Raw genomic sequence first — 20,579 nt, 5'->3', positions numbered from 1 at the left:
TCCACCGAAGCAGGTGCATACTTATTAAGAATATATGACCAAAAAACTGTTAAATACTAGATAAAAAGCGAAAAAACAGTAATTCTATAGACTCATTTTGTAAAATAAAAACAGATTTGTTTGACTGTGTATCATTTCTGTTTTTATAATAATAACGTCAAAAAATAAGTGGATTAGCCCATTATATGGCGGCTATGCACGGGAGGTAATGAGGAATATGTCAGGAATTATTCGCGTAACCCCAGAAGAACTAAGAGCGACCGCTAAGCAATATGGTGTTGAAAGTCAAGAAGTGTTAAACCAAGTTGATCGTCTAAATAGAATGATCTCTGATTTAAAAGGAATGTGGGAAGGTGCTTCTAGTGAAGCATTTGCTGATCAATACGAGCAGCTTAAGCCTTCTTTTATCAAAATGTCTGATCTATTAACAGATGTCAGCAATCAGCTTGATCAAACGGCAAATACACTTGAAAGCACTGACCAAGACATCGCAAGCCAAATTCGCGGCTAATCAAAGGGATTTCCTTTCTAAGTGTGAAATGCAGAAAAAGCGCCGAGTCTGTCAATGGATGCCGGCGCTCTTTCTATTTTGTGAGGTGGAAATTTGTGTATATCGATATTACCATCGACTTAAAAAATTATGATGGCAGTGTGTTTGATTTGAGACTATCAAATTATTTACATATTAAACAAGTCATCCATATCGCCTGGCAGGCAAAACAAATCTCACTTCCAAAGAGGGAAGGCGGATGGGTGCGAGTAGTCAATAAGAAAGCTGTGTTTTCAGGCGAATATAAGCTGTCAGACTGTGGAATTACCACAGGAGACAGGCTGGAAATACTATGAAAGGACTTTTGTAAATGGCAGATAAAAAGAGTTCCTATTTAGAAGAACAATTAGAAGCAGTCATGAAAAAAGAGGGAGGCACCTATACCTTTATTTTTCAAAAAGAGACGATTAAACTCTTAGACGGTTTAGAAGCGGCACCGATCAAAGACATCAATCCTTCATTTCAGAAAGAGATTCAATTAACTGAAGATGAGGTCATCATTTCTATACAACCGCCTCCTGCCTATCAGGAATTTCGTTTCATCCATGCAAAGGATGAAAAAAGCAAATGGATTTTTTCATACCAGCTCGTCGATGCAGTTCTTAAACACGATGTGAAACGGCTGCATCCTATTGTTTCTCCTGAAAACATTGTTTTTCATCAAGGCTTAGCTCCTGCATTTCTGCATTATGGGGTTAAAGAAAGCATTCCGCCATATGAAACCGATGAGTATCGCCTGTTAAAAGAGGTCAAGGCTGTTGTTCTTCGAGTGGTCGACCATGAATATCAATTTCAAGAATATGCGGCTTACAATGAAACGTTGAAATTATCTGAGCTGGCAAAAGAAATTAGTGAAACGAAGTCGCTGGAAGAATTGTCAGCTTTGATTGAGCAAAAGATCAAAGCAATCGATGCGAAAGAAAAAACGCTCTTAACCATACCTAAAAAGAAATGGAAGATCGAGCGATACATCGGACTAGGTCTGCTTGTCCTGTTAATCCCTGCATTGGTGTACACCATTTACACCTTCTTTTTTGCCATGCCAAAACAAGAAGCGTACGTCGAGGCAAACAAATATTATCTCAACAAGCAGTACAGTCAAGTGGTGGATACGTTAGAGAAATATCCAGCCAATCAAATGCCAGTCTCTCTTCAATATGAACTGGCCATTTCGTATGTACAAACGAACCAAGGCAGTCTGTTGCTTGATCAGCATAAAAAAGAAATCACAGAAACGTACACATTGCAGACAGATCCGCAATATTTCCTTTTTTGGATTCATATTGGACAAGGAAATAGCAAGGAAGCACTTGATATTGCACGGGTACTTGGAGACGACAGGTACATATTTACGGCACTCGTCGCCTACCGCAATGAAATTCAAAACGATGACAGCCTTTCTGCTGAAGAAAAACAAAAACAGCTAGATCCGGTCATTAAGGAAATGGCGAAATATGAAGAAAAAGAAACAACCGAGACAAGCACAAGTGACTCCTCAGACGCAAGCCAAACAGATGAAACAGCTGAACAAAAAGAGTCAAAAGCCGATCAAGAGAAAAAAGAGAAAGAATCTGAAGCGAAAAAGAAAACCTCTCAGACGAAAAAAGATGAGAAAAAATAATTCTTTCGATACAACTGACAGTTGGTGCTGTCCCATGAGGAGGTGGAGCGTTTGAGTCTTCTTTGGGTTTTTTATGAGGAGGATTATCAAACTGTCCGTTTAGATGAGCAGTTCAATCGAGAAGCTCTGATAGGACCTGAAATAGAGCATACGGTGACAATCCCTTCACTTTCGTTTGATGAAGGGGTCATTCGTTTATCTCCTGAAGAACCGAATGATGGTTTTTATATTTATCAGGGAGATGAGAAGAAGGGCAAATTACTTCCACATGAACCATATCAGCTTGGTTCACTTACACTTATTTTAATGGATGCACATCATGATCAACATATTTATTACCTAGGAAATAGAGTTGAGCTGTCTTTTTCACGTGAAGAGAAAGATGAGATAGATGTGTGGAAAGAACAAGCCCATTCCATGTTTCAAGATGCCAGCCAGTTCACTTTAGAGAAAATTGAAGGAACATGGTATGTCATGCCTCAAGACGAGAAGATTTACGTGAACGGAAAGAAAATTCACGGTCCAGAGGAGGTAGATGCAGGAGATGAGCTGTTCTGGAACTTTCTGACGGTGACATTTAAAGACGATGATTTATTACAGGTGACAGCTTACGAACCTTTTCATACACGTTTGGAAAAAACAAGACCGCCAAGTACGGAAACAAAACAAAAATACCCTTCATACAGACGTACACCGCGTTTGATTTATGATTTGCCAGATGACAGGGTATCCTTTAGCTTTCCTTCGCAGGAGAGTGAAAATAACAGCAGAGGGCTTTGGCTTGTTGTCCTTCCGCCGCTTGTGATGCTCCTTGTGATGGGGATTGTTGCCCTAATCCAGCCGCGCGGAATCTTTATTATCGTGTCGATGGCGATGTTTATCATGACGTTAATTACATCGTCCGTTCAATACTTTAAGGAAAAATCACAGCGCAAAAGACGAGAAGAGAAGCGTCAGCGAGTCTACTCTCTTTATTTAGAAAATAAGCGGAAAGAGCTGCAGGAGCTGTATGACCGCCAGCAATATATTTTGACGTATCATTATCCGTCATTTGAACAAATGAAGTATTTAACATCAGAAATCAGCGGACGCATTTGGGAAAAGACGCTTGTGAGTGACGACTTCTTGCACCTGCGTCTTGGCACAGGCGCAGTCCCATCAAGCTACGAATTATCGATGAGCGGCGGCGATATGGCCAATCGAGATATTGATGACTTAATGGAACAAACGCAGCACATGCAAAAAGTATATCGTGAAGTGAAGAATGTCCCAATTACATTCGGTCTTGCGGATGGTCCAACAGGATTAATTGGGAAGCCTGCGATTGTGAAAAATGAGCTTCATCAGCTTGTTGGACAGCTTGCTTTCTCGCACAGCTATCACGATTTGAGATTTGTCTTTATCTTTCATGAACAGGAGTATGAGAATTGGGAATGGATGAAATGGCTTCCGCACTTCCAGCTGCCTCATACATATGGCAAAGGGTTTATTTACAACGAACAAACACGCGATCAGCTGTTGTCCTCAATCTATGAAATTTTACGCGAGCGTGATTTAGAAGAAGAAAAAGAGAAGAAACTCTTTACGCCTCATTTTGTGTTCATCGTGACAAATCATGAGCTCATTGCCGAGCATGTGATTTTAGAATACTTAGAAGGCAGCCGGACAGACCTTGGTATCTCCATTCTCTTTGCAGCAGAAACAAAGGAAAGCTTAGCTGAAAATATTTCGACGCTTGTCCGTTATATTAACGAAGAAGAAGGAGATATTCTCATTCAGCACAAGAAGGCAGTACGAATTCCGTTTCAGCTTGATACACATCAGCGCGGGGACAATGAACTGTTTGCCAGAACACTGAGAACATTAGATCATCAAGTCGGTATGACCAATTCGATTCCTGAGACGGTCTCATTCCTTGATCTTTTCCATGCCAAACAGGTAGATGACATTGGCATTCGTGAAAAATGGCTGACTTCAGAAACGGCCAAATCATTATCAGTGCCAATCGGTTATAAGGGGAAAAACGACATTGTCGATCTGAACCTGCATGAAAAAGCACATGGCCCTCACGGACTGTTGGCGGGGACAACGGGATCAGGGAAAAGTGAATTTTTACAGACGTATATTTTATCGCTCGCTGTACATTTTCACCCGCATGAAGTTGCTTTTCTGTTGATTGACTATAAAGGAGGCGGAATGGCGCAGCCGTTTCGAAATATTCCTCATTTACTTGGAACGATCACCAATATTGAAGGCAGCAAGAACTTTAGTGAAAGAGCGCTTGCCTCAATTAAAAGTGAATTGAAGAAAAGGCAGCGGCTGTTTGATCAGTATCATGTGAATCACATCAATGATTATACGAAGCTCTACAAGGAGAAAAAGGCTGAGCAGGCAATGCCTCACTTGTTCTTAATCTCTGATGAGTTTGCTGAATTAAAAAGTGAAGAGCCAGACTTTATTAGGGAGCTTGTCAGCGCTGCACGTATCGGCCGAAGCCTTGGGGTCCATCTCATTTTGGCTACCCAAAAGCCAGGCGGGGTCATTGATGACCAGATTTGGAGTAACTCCCGTTTTAAGGTCGCACTAAAAGTACAAGATGCGTCAGACAGTAAGGAAATTTTGAAAAATAGTGATGCAGCGTCCATTACGGTCACAGGCCGCGGTTATTTACAAGTGGGCAACAATGAAATTTATGAATTGTTCCAATCGGCTTGGAGCGGTGCACCATATATGGAAGATGGCTACGGCTCAGAAGATGACATTGCCATTGTGACAGATACTGGTCTTATTCCGTTATCAGGGGTAAGCACAGAGCCAGCAGTGAAAAAAGAGACAGTGACGGAGATTTCCGCTGTCGTGGATGAAATTGAACGTATGCAGCAGGAGCTTGGAATTGAGAAGCTGCCAAGTCCATGGCTTCCACCGCTTGAAGAACGGATTCCAAAAACGCGTTATGCGTCGAGTGAAGAGCATGTCTTCCATTTTGCGCTTGTTGATGAACCAGATCAGCAAAGCCAGCATCCACTTTCTTATCAAATGATGGAAGATGGGAACATTGGCATCTTCGGTTCCTCCGGCTACGGCAAATCACTTGCTGCTACAACACTGCTGATGAGCTTTGCGGAGAGGTATTCACCTGAAGAATGGCACGCATATATTTATGATTTCGGAAACGGAACATTGCTTCCGTTAGCCAAACTGCCGCATACGGCGGATTATTTCTTAATGGATCAGATGAGAAAGATCCAAAAATCAATGAAGCGTCTGCGGGAAGAGGTTGAATATCGCAAGCGGTTATTTAGACAGCAAGAAATGAGTCATATCAAAATGTACAACGCCTTAAATGAGAAAAAGCTTCCATTCATTTTTATCGTGATTGACAACTTTGACATTGTCAAAGACGAAATGCATGATCTCGAATCTGAATTTATTCAGCTGAGCCGTGACGGACAATCACTAGGTATATACTTCTTGATTACAGCAACCCGGGTAAATGCAGTGCGTCAATCGCTGATGAACAATTTGAAAACAAAGATTGTCCATTACTTAATGGATCAAGGAGAGGCGTACTCGATTATTGGCAGACCGAAATTCAGCTTAGAGCCGATCCCAGGACGAGTCATTATTAACAAAGAAGAGCTTTATTTTGCGCAAATGTTTCTGCCAGTTGAAGGAGAGAACGATCTCGAATTGTTTGAGCATTTGAAACAAGAGATACAGCTTCTTCATGACCGCTTTGAAGCATCCGAAAAACCAAAGCCTGTGCCAATGCTTCCTGATAAGCTGACAGTTTGGGAGCTTGAGAGTCGTTTAGATGAACAAAAACCGCCTTATGACATTCCAGTCGGATTAGATGAGGAATCTGTGGCACCTGTTTATTTTGACTTGAAAAAGAATAAACATTGTCTCATCATCGGTCAAACGCAGCGCGGGAAAACAAATGTGACAAAACTGATGCTCGATCAGCTTTTAGTGGCAAAGCCTGAAAAGCTGGCTGTCTTTGATTCAATTGATCGAGGTCTATCCCATTATGCAAAAGAAGAGAACATTGATTACCTTGAAACAAAAGATGATATCACCGAATGGGCAGAAGAAATGGACCGCATATTCAAGGTGCGGGAAGAAATGTATGTCGAAGCTGTGCGCCAAGGGGAGACCGATCAGCTGTCATTTCCTCAAATTGTGCTTGTGATTGATGGCATTACGCGTTTTCAGCAGACGATCGATCCGCGTCTTCAAGATCAATTAGCTGATTTCATGAAGTCATATGCACACTTAGGCTTCAGCCTGATTGCATCAGGGAATCATACCGAGTTCAGTAAGGGCTATGATGCACTCACAAACGAAATCAAACAAGTTCGTCATGCTATGTTACTTATGAAAAAATCAGAGCAAAACATCATACCGCTTCCGTATGCAAGACAAGAACCAGAGATTCAGCCAGGCTTCGGGTATTTGGTTGAAAACGGAAAAGAGAAGAAAATCCAGGTTCCTTTATGTGCGGTAGAAAGGAAGAGTGTTCAATGACAGAGCAGCAAAAAAGCTCCATCAAAATCGTATCCACCATGATATTGATTCTTGTGCTGCCGGTTTTATTTTTCCATCTGATTGGAGATGACCCGGCAAAACAGAAGAAGAATGCCACACGAAATATTGCAGTGGTCAATGAGGATATGGGAGCGAGCGAAAGTGAAAACACGGCTCGTTTCGGACAGGATGTTGTGGCAGCATTGTCAGAGCGTCCTGATTATACATGGACTGTAGTGAATCGCAGTGCGGCGGAAAATGGACTGAAAAACAGAAAATATGACGCTGTCCTTTATATTCCGTCTGATTTCTCTAAAAATGTGCTGAGCTATGATAAAGACCATCCTGAAAAGGCGTCCATTCAATTTTCAATTCAAGACCAGCTCAATGCAGTCAATAAAGAGAAAGTGCAAAGAGAGCTGGAAAATGCACAAAAGAAAATGAATGAACAGATGTCGACGCTATACTGGAGTTTTGTATCACAGGAAATCGGCAATGTAAGAGAAGAGTTTGAGCATATTGTCGGCAAAGAAGTCGAATTCCAAAACACGATGTACAACTTCTATAAACCGAACTCAAACAAACTATCAGATGCCGTCCAGCAGCAGAAGAAACAAATAGAAGAAATAAAAAATGCGATGGCCGATTCACAGAAAGAGTATAAAGACGGCTTGAGTACAACAGAAGAAGCAAAGAACCAATTAAAGGACTTTGTGAAAGCAGTCGATCAATATCAGCAGTATCAAGACAAACAAAAGGATCTCTTGATCAAAGCGCAATCAGCAAGCCAAAAGCAAATCCAGCAAGGGCTCAAACAACTCGCTGACATTCAAAACCAAAATGCCCGCAGCTTTAGTGATCAAATGGGCGGACTAAAAACAGACATCAACGGGGTACAAAGTCAGCTGAAAACAACGGACAGCGCCATCCAATCTGTTCAAAAGTCGAGAGAAGACGTTATTCCTAAGCAATCCACGGGGTTAAAGGAACTTGTGAAGACGTCTCAGGAAGAACTGATTAGAAATTATGAAGCTCAATATCTTGCATACATAGGGGATAAAATTACTCCATTGCAAGAGCAATTGAAAGCTTCAAGAAAGGCATTGCTTGAAGCAGAGAAACCGAAAGAGGATCCGAATGAGGATTCGAATAATCAAGGTGAAGACCAAAAAGACTCGACAGACGATTTGAAAATCGATCTTGAAGAAGAGACGAAGAAATTAACTGAAATCTCAACAGAAATAAATCAAGTGGCAGATGAGTTGTCTGGAAATGAAGAAACGCCGCCTACTTCAGAAAATGGTGAAGAAAATCCAGAACAAACTGAGGAAACCAAATCAACGTCTGTTCAATCAAAAGAGCAACTAAAAGCACTGTCCCTAAAATTAGAAGAAGTGAAAAAGAATATCGAGGAGAAAACCACAGCTCATAATGATCAATTACAAGGAAAAGTCGATCTTTTGAGTAAAGTATTAAAATCTTTAACAGATAAAATAGATAAACTAGAAGAAAAAATAATAAGAATAGAAACTAGCAACAATAAAAACATAAGTGATATAAAGAAATCCATCATCAAACAAGAATCTGCTATTACAAGAAAATTAGAACGAATAGAAACAACTCAATCTCCATTAAATCAATATACATCGAAAATGGATAAACTTAGGGATTTTAATACAAAATCAGAAAATGCATCAGAATTATTAAAGTATTCAAATGAATTAGTACATTATGAAGCATTACTTAACAGCTTCTATCAAGAGAAGGATCCTTCTTCTTTGGTCGACACCAAACCAGATGAAATCCAGTCCATCCTCTCCATCAAAAAAGAAGAAACAGAAAACTGGGATAAGCTCAAAAACCAGATGCTGACATCAAACGATGATGTGTCTACTTTTATTGATGAGATGCAGAAGTTTTCAGATGGTTATGCGGAGTACATTACGACTCAGCAGGCAAGCATGGAACAGGAATTACAGACAATTTCTGAAAGTGCGGACAATGTAGCTGAGCAAATGGCTGATCAAGGAGATGCGGTGTATACAGCAGACCTTGCAGGCAGTTCAATTGTTGTCAGTGCACAGGATTCAATTGGTCAGGAAGTGCTTCGTCTTTCTGAAAATATGAGTTCGTTAACCGACCGCCAAAAAGGGGTGGCGGATTATACGAATAACATTGAAGAGAGTGTCACAACAGTTCAAGAGAAAGCAGATACGCTGAATGAAAACTGGAGCAAGAATGTCGATTCTACAAAGTTTGTTCAGCAAGATTTAAAGGGTATTTTAGGAAATACATTAAGTGATCAAGGCAACAGCAACTATGTGTATAACCATTTAGCCAATCCGCTGAAAATCAGCGGCGATGTGCCGGAAGAAAAAACGCAGACTGTACCGCCGGTCGTCATTTTGGTTATTGTGATGATCAGCAGTTTGTTAATTGGCTTTTTCAGCTCGTATTATGCGTCAGCTCCGATGCTGGTCAAAGGTGCACTGTTTGGCATCTTGAATCTATTAGTCGGACTCATGATCAGCTTGTTTGGACTGAACATTTACAAACTTGCAGATGATCAAGCCATTCAATGGTCGATCTTCACCATTTTGTTATTAGTGGCGTGTTCTGCCTTTATTCGCACGGCCTTCCTTTTCGGTTCCATTGCCGGATGGATGGCAGCAACGGCACTGATTTTCTTCTTTGTCGCACCGTTAATTGATTTGGTGATGCCGAATTTCCACTTTACCAATCCAGTGACAGACGTATACCTGTCGATCCAATATGGAAATGGAGATACCTTTGGAATGGGCGTCACAGGGTTAGTGATTTTAACTGTCCTTTTCATGGTCGTACCGCTTGTGAAAAAGCTATGGAAAGATAAAACAGAGGAACGTGATGTGACTCATGAAGCTTAATCTATTCGTGAAAGGGGCGGCATTCGTTGCCGTTTCCCTTTTTCTCCTCATCCCTGCTGCTTTCGCTGCTGATGAAGATACGGATACGAATGTCAAGCCGAATGAATATCAGGAAAAGGAACTTAATATTAACTCGAGTATATTGAGGGATCAAACGAAATACGAACAAAGCAAAACGACGTCAAAAATCAAAACAGACATTCATTTTGCTGAACCGCCCAAAGCCCCGGGGGGATCTCTTTCTCCGCAGCTTTTTAGTGATCTAAAGGAGAACCCGCCCAAAACACCGGCTCGTATGATGAAAGAGATGAATATCTCTTTTAGTGATTCGGCTGTATCAGCACCATCTGAGGATGATCATGAGAAGCAGACATCGGCACTGCTTCCGATGATCTTTGGTTTCTTGATAGCCCTTGGTCTCGTTGTGATGATCATCCTGATTCCAAAGGTGAATGTGAAGGCTGAAAAGAAATAGTCTGTCTCTTTTAATAGAGGCAGGCTTTTCTTTATGCAGATTGCTTGATGTCATACCGTTTCACTACGTAAAATAGTGATATCAAGGGAGGAGATTGTCATTCGAATTTCAATCGTTACAGGCGGATCAAAAGGCTTTGGCTTAGCACTTGTGAACAGGCTGCTTTCACGTGGGGATCATGTGTACACAGCAGCAAGAAGTGCATCGCCGATATCCCATCCGAAGCTTACACATACCCAGGTTGATCTGACCGATGAAGAAGCAGCGGCCAAATGGATTCAAGATAGTCTCACGCCGCAAACTCTGGCAGATGCTGATGACATCTTACTTGTCAACAATGCAGGAATGGTCACACCTATCAAGCGCGTTGGACAAGGCGGACAGGATACGCTTCATCAGCATTACAAGCTGAATCTTGTCATTCCTGTTTTACTGAGCCATATGTTTGCTAAGCAGACTCAATCATTTAACGGAAAGAAAACGATCGTTCATCTTTCTTCTGGAGCGGCGAAAAACCCATATAAAGGCTGGAGTGCGTATTGCAGTTCAAAGGCAGGACTCGACATGTTTATGAGGACTTTTCATGAGGAACAACAGGACGAGGCGCATCCGATCAACACGTTTTCCTTTTCACCCGGCACGATCGATACAGATATGCAGGGGGAAATTCGGAAGTCATCAAAACAAGACTTTGAACAAATAGACCGTTTTCAGCAATTATATGAAACAGGCACGCTGAAGAGCCCAGATGAAGTCGCAGGTATTTTGCTCGATCTTTTAGCGGATGATCCAGCTGGCGGATGTGTCTACGATGCACGTGAGTATGGGAAAAAGCAGTCATAACGACTGCTGCAGCGTGAAGAAAAACCCTCGCATTCGGTGTCAGGCCTCGGTGCTGGTGCTCACGAATCTCAAATTCGCTCCGCGCCAGTACTCGGTCTTCCTAGACTTCAAGGGTTTTCATATCACGCTGAAAAGGAGAAAAAAAGCAGTCATAACGACTGCTTTTTTCGTATTGTACAAGCAAAAACAGCTCATTTGACATAAGCTGTTCTTGAGACTCATAGAAAATATAACAGAACATTTGAGTTTCTTTTCAGAATATGTTAGGATGCTAAAAATATAGATAAGGAGGGGTTTCCATGAGAAAGGTTACATTAATGGATGTTTACACCCATCCAGTCGCTCAAAAATATTTAAATCGTTCAGGAAAAGCCCATGCGATTGCTTGTGCTTATCACGCATTCAAACTGGCGGTGCAGGCTGGGATTAATCCAGATCTCGCTGTGAAAGCAGCCCTCTTGCATGACATCGGCCACTATGAATGGTATACAGCTGGCGGAGAATGGGATTACGAGACATATAGACGGAATGATATCCATGCCATTAAAGGCGCAGAGCGGGCTCACAAACTGCTCATACGCCTCGGTGAGGAACCAAAGGCAGCCAAAGATATTGCGCTTGCGATTCTGCTTCATACAGATTCATATTTGCCAGAGGGCGACCTTCATAAGGACACACTTCAGCAAATCGTCAAGAAGGCAGATGAAATGGATGAAGAGCCTGGCGGACATCACCATTACAGACAAATAGACGAGTCACTTGCAATGAAAAAAATCACGGAATTGGATCAGAAAGTGCAGCAGGCACTTCAGCCCATGAAACGTTCTGTTTAGTATGGAATGTCTCCATGAATATTTCCATGCTGATCGACATACAATGTGCGAATAACGGTACGGTTAAATGCAGATGTACCTGATGCAGTGAGTCCGGTGTAATGAACCGTGACAGAATAAGCACCTTCTTTTTTCAATTGAACAGCTGATGAAGCAGTTGTTTTGAGTGGATGATCTTTTTGGGCATCCTTAAAGTAAAAGGTTTCGACTTTCTTGCTTAATCGTTTAATCAGACCGCTTGAATGGGTCGATGCATCATCCCCTGATTTCGCTGCCTCTGCTTTGATTTCGTCATTTAATGGTGAATCAAAGGATACGAGCAGCAAATAAGGAGCCTTTTTTCCTGAATTTGATCGAATCGTCCATTTTCCAGGAACGGGTTTATTGATTTGTACATGGTGCGAAAATGCGCCTTCATATGGGAAAGATGCTTCCGATGTCTTCAGATTTGTTAAGACGTCTCCATTTGGGGCGATGATTTTCGGCCGCGCCTCATGACTTTCATTTAACCACTGAATCGATAAGCCATTCGTTCCTTCCTCTACATAGAACGCTTCTGTTTTATCCTTTTCACTTTCACCGCCTTTCACATAAACATCTGTATTCAGCTCAGTAGAGTTGGGGCTCTCTATATTTTCTTTTTCAGCGCTTGCGGCATTTGCCAGCAGCTGATGCTGAAACACAGGGAACATGCTTGTGCCGTTTTTAATGGAGTTGTGATCCCATTTCCCTGTTAAAATATTGTTTGCATATGATAGTCTTGTGCTGCTTACTGTGACGGCGCCATCATTTGCACCAAAGCTCTTTAAATACATGCCGCCTAAATACAGCACCCCGCCAAATGTTCCCCATTCCGATCCCGAATACGTGATGTATTTTTGAGGAAACTTCTCCAGCTTGTCGGTTTCACTTCGAAAAGCCGCCATGAGCCCCGTTTGCAAAGAATAGAGCGCGTCGCTTTTTTGTCCAAGAATTTCTGCGAGCCAGCTTCCGCCCTTGCTATACGCTAAATCTGCCAGCGGCGTCCCGTAATGAGGGGAGCCGAGTGTGATGACCTTCTCTACATATGGATGGGCATCGTGATACACGAGTGCGGACTGTGTATCCACCCCGCCTTTACTATGACCAATCACAATAAGTTTTCGACCGAACACATCATAGATTTCTTTTAGCTTTTCTGCTAATAGTTTGCCATTCTTTTTCGTATCCTGATCTGGATACAAATCTATGAATGCGCTTTCGTATCCGTTCAGAACAGCTTGCTTTGCCATGTCGTTTCGGTCGAACCATGTGGAGGAGGAGCTGTTAATGCCGTGAACAAAAACAAGTGGTGGTTTTGACTCGTCTTTTTGAACCGGCTCTTCTCCTTTAAACCACTTTCCTGGTGTCCCAGGTTCATCTCCAATTGATCCTGCATACGCATAACTTGCAAAGGAAAAAAAGAGCATGACAGCAGCGAGACAGATGAGTTTTTTCAAGATCATTCACCTCTTCAAATGATTTAAGTTGTTGGCAGCACCAATTTATTATACTTCCAAAAGATGTAAAATTAAATAAAATGTTAAAATATGGTATTTGAGTTGTAGGTTTGCCCTGAGTGACATTCACATGGGTCATTGCATACGATGTGGGTAAATACACAAGTAAAGGGGCAGGTAGGATGGCACAACAAGGAAGTCCGCAGCTTGTTTCATTAGTTGATCCATATGTTTATCAAACATTGCAGAAAGTGATCGGTATGAGATTGATTGTTCAAACAGTGAAAGATACAGTGCGCGGAAAATTGAAGGAAGTCATGCCGGATCATATTGTCATTGAGGCGGGGACAAAATCAGTTTTTTATGTGCGGATCCAGCAAATTGTATCGGTGATGCCTGATCACAGTGAAAGAGTGTAACAAGCAGACGCAAAGGTGTCTGCTTTTTTCACGCTTATAGAATGTATATCTGGAAAAAGTGCATGATATACCAATTGTTCTTTTTTTTACAAAAAATAAGGTTCTAAAACAAGAAGCAGTTGACAGAAGGTGGGTGGAATAGTAGTTTTTTAATAAGATCAATACGTAACAGGAGGAGCATCTTTGTTAAAATCTAAAGTTCATTTTTGGACATTCCAAATATTACTTGTTTTACTCATTGTTTATGTATCTACAAAGGTTTCGTTTTTATTTCAGCCGATTATTTTATTTGCATCTACCTTGTTTGTTCCCATCTTGCTGGCTGGAATTCTCTTTTTCATCTTTAATCCAATTGTTCGATTTTTGTCCAGGAAAATTCCTAGGACACTTGCTATCCTGATCATTTATCTTTTGTTCATCGGACTCATCACGTTCATTGTGAATGCTGCGGGACCGGTTATTGTCACGCAGGTTGGTGGACTTGTCAAAAGCTTCCCTGGTTATGTGACGGATATGCAGAAATTTATCAACGACTTCTCGCATTCTAAAACATTTACTTGGATGATGAACCAAGATTATGTCTCCGTCTCGAAGTTTGAACAGACAATTGTTTCGACATTAAAAGGTTTGCCGGAAAATATTGCTTCAAGCATGTCTGCTGTGTTTGGTGTGATTGCCAATATTGCTTTAGCTGTGATCACAGTTCCGTTCATTTTGTTTTATATGTTGAAAGATGGACATAAGTTTCCGGACAAGCTCGTTCAATTTTTGCCAATGCCTTACCGTAAGGAAGGATTGAAAATCTTTAAAGAATTAAACGATACGCTTGCAGCTTACATACAAGGGCAGATTGTTGTCTGTTTATTTGTTGGAGTGGCTTGTTTTATCGGATACTTATTAATCGGTGTGAAATATGCGCTCATTCTCGGCATTATCATTGCGGTCACAAATGTGATTCCGTACCTTGGGCCATATCTTGGCGCGGCACCAGCTGTGCTTATTGCGTTTCTTGATTCGCCTGGAAAAGCGGTGGTGACAGTCATTGTCATTCTTGTCGTTCAGCAAATTGACGGAAATGTCATTTCTCCATTGATCATTGGGAAACGTCTCAACACACATCCTTTGACCATCATCCTGCTATTAATTGGGGCAGGAAGCTTTGGCGGAATCCTTGGCATGATTTTTGCGGTCCCTGTCTATGCACTGCTCAAAGCCATCACCTTGAATATTGTCAGATTGGTGCAGCTGCGTCAGCGATCTCGCAAAGAACAGCATTTAAACGTCTAGGACAGATGCACACTTTTTCCCTTCTTGCATAAGATGATTGAGATAAGCAGATAGGGGGAGATTCTGATGCCTGCAATCGTTGGACCTATTCATATCGAGTCGTTAGGAGGAAACGGTGCAGCTACTTTCGGTGATGTCCTGGCCATTGCCCCTTTGGCTGTAGACCACTCTACTGGCGGTGCGGGAGCCTTTAATTCAGGTGATTATATGTCACTTACAAGTGATCCGAATGCCACGATGCTTTGGGACTTTACATTGTTTGGCCAGCCTCAATCATTTAACGCATAGAAAGGCAGCTGATGGTCACAGATCAGCTGCCTTTTTTATTTTTCATACACGTATTTTTGAGCTGGGCATATGATGTGGGGAGAAAAGGTGGTGGAAAGATGCCAGCGATTGTTGGGCCTATTCATATTGACCGTGTGATTGGAAATGGTTCTGCACATTTCGGTGATGTTTTTGCCATTTCGCCAAAAAGTGTCGATCACTCCGCCGGTGGATCAGGTACCTATAATGCAGGGGACTTTGTCCAATTTTTTAGCAGTCCAAACGTTACGTTTATGTGGGATATAGACCTGATCAGTCAGCAAAAGAGCTTTAATGCATAGCCAGCTTTGAAAGAGAATTCCTTTTCAGAAGCTGTCTTTTTTTATGGTACAATGGATATGGATGTAAGAAGAAAAAAGAGGTGTGAACTGAGTCAAATGAAAATTAGAAAAGCACACATCACAAGCGGACAACCAAAGACCTACAATGTATATTTACATGAAAATAAAAAAGAATATAAAACGCTTGTAGCCGTACCTGACATTGAATGGAGTATGTCCATTGCGTATGAGGACGAAAAGGAGCAGCTCAACCATACGCTTGAACAATCCTTAATGGAAAGAGTAGAAACAGACGAAGCCCGTGACCTCGCACTCAAGATTGTGCACTGGGTCACAGAAATGTAAATTTAGAAACCAGGAGTGAACACAGCGATGAAAGAAGAATCCGTAGACTTTTATTTGCAGCAAGGGATATTTGGACATGCTGAAACAAAACCTGATGAACGAAGAATGTTTCTTGGTTCATTAAGGGAACGAGCGCTTCTCGCCCTGACAAAGGGACAAGTATCAAGAAATAAACCGTATCAAGAAGTCGAACAAATATTGAAGGCCAATCGCCAGGCCACAGTTCTATTAAATGGTGAACTTTCCTATGCTTCTTATTCTCAATATGTCAAAATGGCAAATGCCGCTGGATGTTCCTTTAAAGTGGTGAATCATCACGAAGCGCACTCTCCTTTTGGTCTTGTCATAGAGATGCCTGATGCGGTCAATCAGGAGCATATCTATATAGAGGATGAGCTGTTTCAAAAAGCTTTTTCTCATGAATCTGTTGAATAGGTTTCCCTAGTGAAATGAATAAGCTATAATGATTCAAAAGAGCATATGGGAGAGATGCGGATGGGCAAAGCGTTGATTTGTATAGATTATACAGTTGATTTTGTTGCAGACGATGGAAAACTGACATGCGGAAAGCCTGGACAGGCGATTGAGTCTAAGATCACAGAAATCACTTCTTCATTTATTGATGAAGGCCACTTTGTCGTCTTTGCTGTCGATCATCATGAAGAAGAGGACCCTTATCATCCAGAGACAAAGTTATTTCCGCCCCATAATATTCGCGGAACAGAGGGTATTGAACTTTATGGACAACTAAGTTCACTATTTCACACGTCAAAACATTTAAAACATGTCTACTATATGGAAAAAACAAGATACTCTGCTTTTGCAGGCACTCAATTAGAAATGAAACTGCGCGAGCGCGGCATCACGGAACTTCACTTAGCCGGCGTATGTACCGATATTTGTGTACTTCATACAGCTGTTGATGCGTACAATAAAGGCTTTGAACTTGTGATTCACCAAAATGCTGTGGCGAGTTTTAATGAAGCGGGGCACGAGTGGGCACTTTCTCACTTTGAGCAGTCGCTTGGTGCGAAAGTGGTTAAGTAAGGGAAGGAGAATGGAAGTTGGAGCATCGGTTTAATGACGACAGTTTATCACTACATACAGATCTTTATCAAATTAACATGGCAGAAACGTATTGGAGAGACGGCATTCATGAGAAGAAGGCAGTCTTTGAACTCTTCTTTAGAAAGCTTCCATTTGACAATGGCTTCGCTGTATTTGCTGGCTTAGAGAAAGCGATTGAATATTTATCGGACTTTTCCTTCACCGAAAGCGATCTAGCGTATTTAAAAGATGAACTCGGTTATAAAAGCGATTTCATTGACTATTTAAGCGGATTGTCCTTTACAGGTACACTTCATTCAATGCGAGAAGGGGAAATTGTCTTTGCGAATGAACCGATTATGCGCATCGAGGCAACGCTTGTTGAAGCTCAGTTAATCGAAACGGCATTGCTCAATATCGTGAATTTCCAGACGCTGATTGCAACAAAAGCGGCCCGGATTAAAGGAATCATAGAAGATGAGACAGCATTAGAATTCGGAACAAGACGTGCGCATGAAATGGATGCAGCGATGTGGGGAGCAAGAGCGGCACTCATCGGCGGCTTTCAGGCGACAAGTAATGTTCGTGCTGGGAAACGCTTCAACATACCAGTATCAGGAACGCATGCCCACGCACTTGTACAAGCATACCGCGATGAATATACGGCATTTAAAAAATATGCTGAAACACATACAGACTGCGTCTTTTTAGTCGATACGTATGATACCGTCAGATCAGGTATTCCGAATGCGATTAAGGTAGCGAAAGAATTTGGAGATAAAATCAACTTCATTGGTGTCAGACTTGATAGCGGAGACCTTGCATACTTGTCTAAAAAAGCTAGAACAATGCTTGATGAAGCAGGTTTCCATGATGCTAAAGTCATTGCATCAAGCGATCTTGATGAACACACCATTATGAATTTAAAGGCACAGGGCGCCAAAATTGATGTGTGGGGTGTTGGGACAAAACTGATCACAGCATTCGATCAGCCAGCCCTCGGTGCAGTATATAAGCTGGTGTCCATTGAAGAAAACGGCAAAATGAATGATACCATCAAAATTTCATCCAACCCAGAGAAAGTGACAACACCAGGCCGTAAACGTGTGTACCGGATTATCAATCAATTGAATCATCATTCTGAGGGCGACTACATTGCACTTGAAGAGGAAGATGTTCATAGTGAGGATAAACTAAAAATGTTCCATCCTGTGCATACGTTTATTAGTAAATTCGTGACAAACTTTGTGGCGAAAGATCTTCACGTCCCGATTTTTGATCAAGGAAAACTTGTCTATGACAATCCAGATATTCAAACGATTCAAGCCTACGTGCAGGACAGTCTTGGACTCTTCTGGGAGGAATACAAACGAATCAGCAAACCAGAAGAATATCCAGTCGATTTGAGTCAAAAATGCTGGGATAATAAAATGCAGTTTATCCATGATGTGAAAAATAAAATCAAAAAAGAGCTTTATGAAAGCGAATGATTTGAAGAAAGGGAGACCATCAAGCCAGGTGGTCTCTTTTTTTTATTTTGACCGATTGAAATTGAACTAAAACCGCAATCATTTGGTATACTGAAAGCACATCTTGTTTGTCATGGCATAAAGGAGGATTGGAGCAGTTGAGGGTGTTTGTTGCGAGACAGCCTATTTTTAACAGAAAAGAACAAGTCGTATCATATGAGCTGCTTTATAGAGATAGTGAAACCAATACATATAGCGCTGAAGACGGTGATCAAGCGACAACGGACCTCATTATCAACAGTTTTCTAAATATCGGCATCGAAACACTGACAGAAGGAAAACGATGCTACATTAATTTCACCGAAAGCTTGCTTTCATCTGATCTGCTCACCTATTTTGATCCGCATCAGCTTGTGATCGAGATATTAGAAAATGTACCGATTACCCCGGCACTTATTATGAGATGTAAGCAGTTAAAAAAATGGGGATATACGATTGCACTCGATGATTTCTTCCTAAACGGAACACATTATAGTGACAAGCTGCTTGAGGAACTCCTCTACTGCATAGATATTTTAAAAATTGACTTTCTGAAAACCACAACGCAAGAACGAAGAGATATTCTGCATTCGTATAAAAAGTATCGCCTTCGATTCCTAGCAGAAAAGGTAGAAACGAGAAGAGAATATGAAGAGGCGCTTGAAGCGGGCTTCCACTTGTTTCAAGGGTATTTCTTTAGTGAGCCGCATGTGATATCGGGACGAGCATTATCGACCAGCTTCCATGCGTACCATCAGCTTTTAAATGAGTTAAGCAAGGACCAGCCGAATATCCAGACCGTGACCCATTTTATTGAAAGTGACCTTTCGCTATCATATCAATTATTAAAAATGCTGAATTCAGGCGGCATGAGACGTCTTTATCAAATTAAAAGTATCCGGCAGGCGATTATCCTGCTTGGGTTTAATGAAATTCGGCGCTGGATCTTTATCCTTTCATTTAAAGAACTGAATGTCCAAGCTAATTCAAGCCAAAAAGAAATCATCAAAATGTCATTCATTCGTGCCAAAACGTGTGAACTGATTGCTTCTCGTACTGAACGAGAGCACCCCGCCTCTTATATGCTGACAGGTATGTTTTCTCTCATTGATACGCTTGTCAGGGCAGATATCACAGAACTTGTGAAGGAACTGCCGCTTTCTGATGAAGTTGGCGAGGCACTGCTTGGCTATGAAAATGATTATTCTTTTGTACTAGGTGTGGCCAAACGTATTGAACGAAATGAATGGGATGATGAGATATTAGATGGAAATCTCCCGAAACAGGAAGCCTATGGCTGTTATATAGAAGCCATTGAATGGTGCCATAAAATGTTTGAATCTTAAGAAAAGCCGCTCGCGTGAGAGCGGCTTTTTCTTTGTCATGCCCACTTTAAAAGAAGGAAAAGTCTGCTGGAGGCAAGAGACAAGTAGATTCGAATCCCTTCTGGACTAAAGCGGATATCAATGCCGCTTTTCACACCGATTTGCTTCAGCATTCGGACGACACTTGTTGAATCAGAGCGCTCAGCAGCCTCCATGATGCGCTGCGCAAACAGAAGGGAGCTTGAAATTTGCTGTGTAATGAGTGAAGCATCAGCAACGAGGCGGGCTGATTCTTTTGCGGCTCGTTGAAATGAGTGGGCATCTACTGGAGGAAAAGTCATTGGCGTGCGCGGCGGGTATGCGCGGCTCATTGCGGGAACCTGCAAAGCAGGATAAGGAACATAGTAAAACACATGGTCACCTCTTCTCTCATTGACGTGAAATTGGACGGATATCTGTTCTAAATGTATGTAGAAAATCAGAATAAAGAATCAAAATGATCTTTCTATCTTTGTAATTCCAGCATAAAAATAGGTACTTTTGCGGTCAATTTCGGTGAATGTCGCCAAAAAATTGCGGTGTCCACAATAGCATCTGTCGTCTGACCTATGACACGCAAAACCGAAGATACAGAGGGGATCGTACGTTCTATCGGGAGAGAAGTGTGACGAATGATGCTTATTCCTGTCGCAAAAATGACGCAATTCCTTTGAAATTGAGATAAAAGTATGATTTGAAAAGTCAGAAAATGATGAAAAAAGACCTATTGAATTTTGCGGTATCGCGCACACGTTTTGTGTATACTTT

Annotated in this window: 19 protein-coding genes; 17 read left to right on the top strand and 2 right to left on the bottom strand. The window is 41.6% G+C overall.

Annotated features, from left to right (window positions below; all coding sequences use genetic code 11):
• Positions 1 to 217 precede the first annotated feature (217 nt).
• From MHB41_RS14680 to MHB41_RS14645, 8 genes are all read left to right on the top strand, one after another.
• A complete protein-coding gene (locus MHB41_RS14680; protein ID WP_003213769.1) occupies positions 218 to 511 on the top strand; it encodes a WXG100 family type VII secretion target in 294 nt (97 codons plus the stop codon).
• A gap of 95 nt (positions 512 to 606) precedes the next feature.
• On the top strand, positions 607 to 846 hold the full coding sequence (locus tag MHB41_RS14675) for an EsaB/YukD family protein (protein ID WP_003213579.1): 240 nt from the start codon (positions 607 to 609) through the stop codon (positions 844 to 846).
• 14 nt (positions 847 to 860) lie between these two features.
• Positions 861 to 2,171, top strand: a complete 1,311-nt coding sequence (gene essB, locus MHB41_RS14670; RefSeq protein ID WP_061110025.1) for a type VII secretion protein EssB — start codon at positions 861 to 863, stop codon at positions 2,169 to 2,171.
• A 51-nt stretch (positions 2,172 to 2,222) separates the two neighbouring features.
• Positions 2,223 to 6,698, top strand: coding sequence for a type VII secretion protein EssC (gene essC / locus MHB41_RS14665; protein ID WP_061110024.1), 4,476 nt, complete (start codon positions 2,223 to 2,225; stop codon positions 6,696 to 6,698).
• Positions 6,695 to 9,604, top strand: a complete 2,910-nt coding sequence (gene esaA, locus MHB41_RS14660) for a type VII secretion protein EsaA (protein WP_342502601.1) — start codon at positions 6,695 to 6,697, stop codon at positions 9,602 to 9,604. The genes essC and esaA overlap by 4 nt, the downstream gene beginning before the upstream one ends.
• Positions 9,594 to 10,079 carry a type VII secretion protein EssA gene (essA, locus tag MHB41_RS14655; protein ID WP_061110022.1) on the top strand — a complete coding sequence of 162 codons (486 nt, stop codon included), beginning with the start codon at positions 9,594 to 9,596 and terminating at the stop codon, positions 10,077 to 10,079. Before esaA ends, essA begins: the two co-directional genes overlap by 11 nt.
• Positions 10,080 to 10,178: 99 nt before the next feature.
• Positions 10,179 to 10,922: a (S)-benzoin forming benzil reductase gene (locus MHB41_RS14650; RefSeq protein ID WP_034282708.1), complete on the top strand. Its 744-nt coding sequence runs from the start codon at positions 10,179 to 10,181 to the stop codon at positions 10,920 to 10,922.
• A gap of 299 nt (positions 10,923 to 11,221) precedes the next feature.
• Positions 11,222 to 11,755, top strand: a complete 534-nt coding sequence (locus MHB41_RS14645) for an HD domain-containing protein (RefSeq protein ID WP_024423336.1) — start codon at positions 11,222 to 11,224, stop codon at positions 11,753 to 11,755.
• On the opposite strand, the gene MHB41_RS14640 is transcribed toward MHB41_RS14645, so the two are convergent.
• Positions 11,752 to 13,239, bottom strand: a complete 1,488-nt coding sequence (locus MHB41_RS14640; RefSeq protein ID WP_254114529.1) for an alpha/beta hydrolase — start codon at positions 13,237 to 13,239, stop codon at positions 11,752 to 11,754. The genes MHB41_RS14645 and MHB41_RS14640 overlap by 4 nt on opposite strands.
• 176 nt (positions 13,240 to 13,415) lie before the next feature.
• On the opposite strand from MHB41_RS14640, the gene MHB41_RS14635 reads away from it, so the two are divergent.
• From MHB41_RS14635 to MHB41_RS14595, 9 genes are all read left to right on the top strand, one after another.
• The gene (locus tag MHB41_RS14635; RefSeq protein ID WP_034282580.1) at positions 13,416 to 13,652 is read left to right on the top strand and encodes a YuzF family protein; all 237 of its coding nucleotides are present in this window, start codon (positions 13,416 to 13,418) and stop codon (positions 13,650 to 13,652) included.
• A 183-nt stretch (positions 13,653 to 13,835) separates the two neighbouring features.
• On the top strand, positions 13,836 to 14,939 hold the full coding sequence (locus MHB41_RS14630) for an AI-2E family transporter (protein WP_034282578.1): 1,104 nt from the start codon (positions 13,836 to 13,838) through the stop codon (positions 14,937 to 14,939).
• A 66-nt stretch (positions 14,940 to 15,005) separates the two neighbouring features.
• The gene (locus tag MHB41_RS14625) at positions 15,006 to 15,227 is read left to right on the top strand and encodes a spore germination protein (RefSeq protein WP_003213446.1); all 222 of its coding nucleotides are present in this window, start codon (positions 15,006 to 15,008) and stop codon (positions 15,225 to 15,227) included.
• A gap of 98 nt (positions 15,228 to 15,325) precedes the next feature.
• Positions 15,326 to 15,547: a spore germination protein gene (locus MHB41_RS14620; protein ID WP_024425952.1), complete on the top strand. Its 222-nt coding sequence runs from the start codon at positions 15,326 to 15,328 to the stop codon at positions 15,545 to 15,547.
• A gap of 96 nt (positions 15,548 to 15,643) precedes the next feature.
• The gene (locus MHB41_RS14615) at positions 15,644 to 15,892 is read left to right on the top strand and encodes a YueH family protein (RefSeq protein ID WP_061110359.1); all 249 of its coding nucleotides are present in this window, start codon (positions 15,644 to 15,646) and stop codon (positions 15,890 to 15,892) included.
• A gap of 27 nt (positions 15,893 to 15,919) precedes the next feature.
• On the top strand, positions 15,920 to 16,327 hold the full coding sequence (locus MHB41_RS14610) for a YueI family protein (protein WP_034282575.1): 408 nt from the start codon (positions 15,920 to 15,922) through the stop codon (positions 16,325 to 16,327).
• Between the two features lie 60 nt (positions 16,328 to 16,387).
• Positions 16,388 to 16,939 (top strand): isochorismatase family cysteine hydrolase, encoded by a 552-nt coding sequence (locus MHB41_RS14605; RefSeq protein WP_024425949.1) that lies wholly within the window; start codon positions 16,388 to 16,390, stop codon positions 16,937 to 16,939.
• Positions 16,940 to 16,956: 17 nt separating this feature from the next.
• The gene (locus MHB41_RS14600) at positions 16,957 to 18,429 is read left to right on the top strand and encodes a nicotinate phosphoribosyltransferase (RefSeq protein ID WP_041115814.1); all 1,473 of its coding nucleotides are present in this window, start codon (positions 16,957 to 16,959) and stop codon (positions 18,427 to 18,429) included.
• A 137-nt stretch (positions 18,430 to 18,566) separates the two neighbouring features.
• Positions 18,567 to 19,793, top strand: coding sequence for an HDOD domain-containing protein (locus MHB41_RS14595; RefSeq protein ID WP_061110020.1), 1,227 nt, complete (start codon positions 18,567 to 18,569; stop codon positions 19,791 to 19,793).
• 35 nt (positions 19,794 to 19,828) lie between these two features.
• Here the strand turns inward: MHB41_RS14595 and MHB41_RS14590 are convergent, their stop codons facing one another.
• Complete coding sequence (locus MHB41_RS14590; protein ID WP_061110019.1) at positions 19,829 to 20,185, bottom strand: hypothetical protein; 357 nt, start codon at positions 20,183 to 20,185, stop codon at positions 19,829 to 19,831.
• Between the last annotated feature and the right edge of the window lie 394 nt (positions 20,186 to 20,579).

This window comes from Bacillus sp. FSL H7-0578, from assembly GCF_038630855.1.
Taxonomy (GTDB): Bacteria; Bacillota; Bacilli; order Bacillales; family Bacillaceae; genus Bacillus; species Bacillus safensis.
This window is presented reverse-complemented; position numbering and strand designations above follow the sequence as displayed.

Bases quoted from the DNA above. Each gene is read 5' to 3' on its own strand.
- MHB41_RS14680 (WP_003213769.1), top strand. From the start codon at position 218: ATGTCAGGAATTATTCGCGTAACCCCAGAAGAACTAAGAGCGACCGCT.
- essB (WP_061110025.1), top strand. From the start codon at position 861: ATGGCAGATAAAAAGAGTTCCTATTTAGAAGAACAATTAGAAGCAGTC.
- esaA (WP_342502601.1), top strand. From the start codon at position 6,695: ATGACAGAGCAGCAAAAAAGCTCCATCAAAATCGTATCCACCATGATA.
- essA (WP_061110022.1), top strand. From the start codon at position 9,594: ATGAAGCTTAATCTATTCGTGAAAGGGGCGGCATTCGTTGCCGTTTCC.
- MHB41_RS14645 (WP_024423336.1), top strand. From the start codon at position 11,222: ATGAGAAAGGTTACATTAATGGATGTTTACACCCATCCAGTCGCTCAA.
- MHB41_RS14640 (WP_254114529.1), bottom strand. From the start codon at position 13,239: ATGATCTTGAAAAAACTCATCTGTCTCGCTGCTGTCATGCTCTTTTTT.
- MHB41_RS14635 (WP_034282580.1), top strand. From the start codon at position 13,416: ATGGCACAACAAGGAAGTCCGCAGCTTGTTTCATTAGTTGATCCATAT.
- MHB41_RS14625 (WP_003213446.1), top strand. From the start codon at position 15,006: ATGCCTGCAATCGTTGGACCTATTCATATCGAGTCGTTAGGAGGAAAC.
- MHB41_RS14620 (WP_024425952.1), top strand. From the start codon at position 15,326: ATGCCAGCGATTGTTGGGCCTATTCATATTGACCGTGTGATTGGAAAT.
- MHB41_RS14615 (WP_061110359.1), top strand. From the start codon at position 15,644: ATGAAAATTAGAAAAGCACACATCACAAGCGGACAACCAAAGACCTAC.
- MHB41_RS14610 (WP_034282575.1), top strand. From the start codon at position 15,920: ATGAAAGAAGAATCCGTAGACTTTTATTTGCAGCAAGGGATATTTGGA.
- MHB41_RS14605 (WP_024425949.1), top strand. From the start codon at position 16,388: ATGGGCAAAGCGTTGATTTGTATAGATTATACAGTTGATTTTGTTGCA.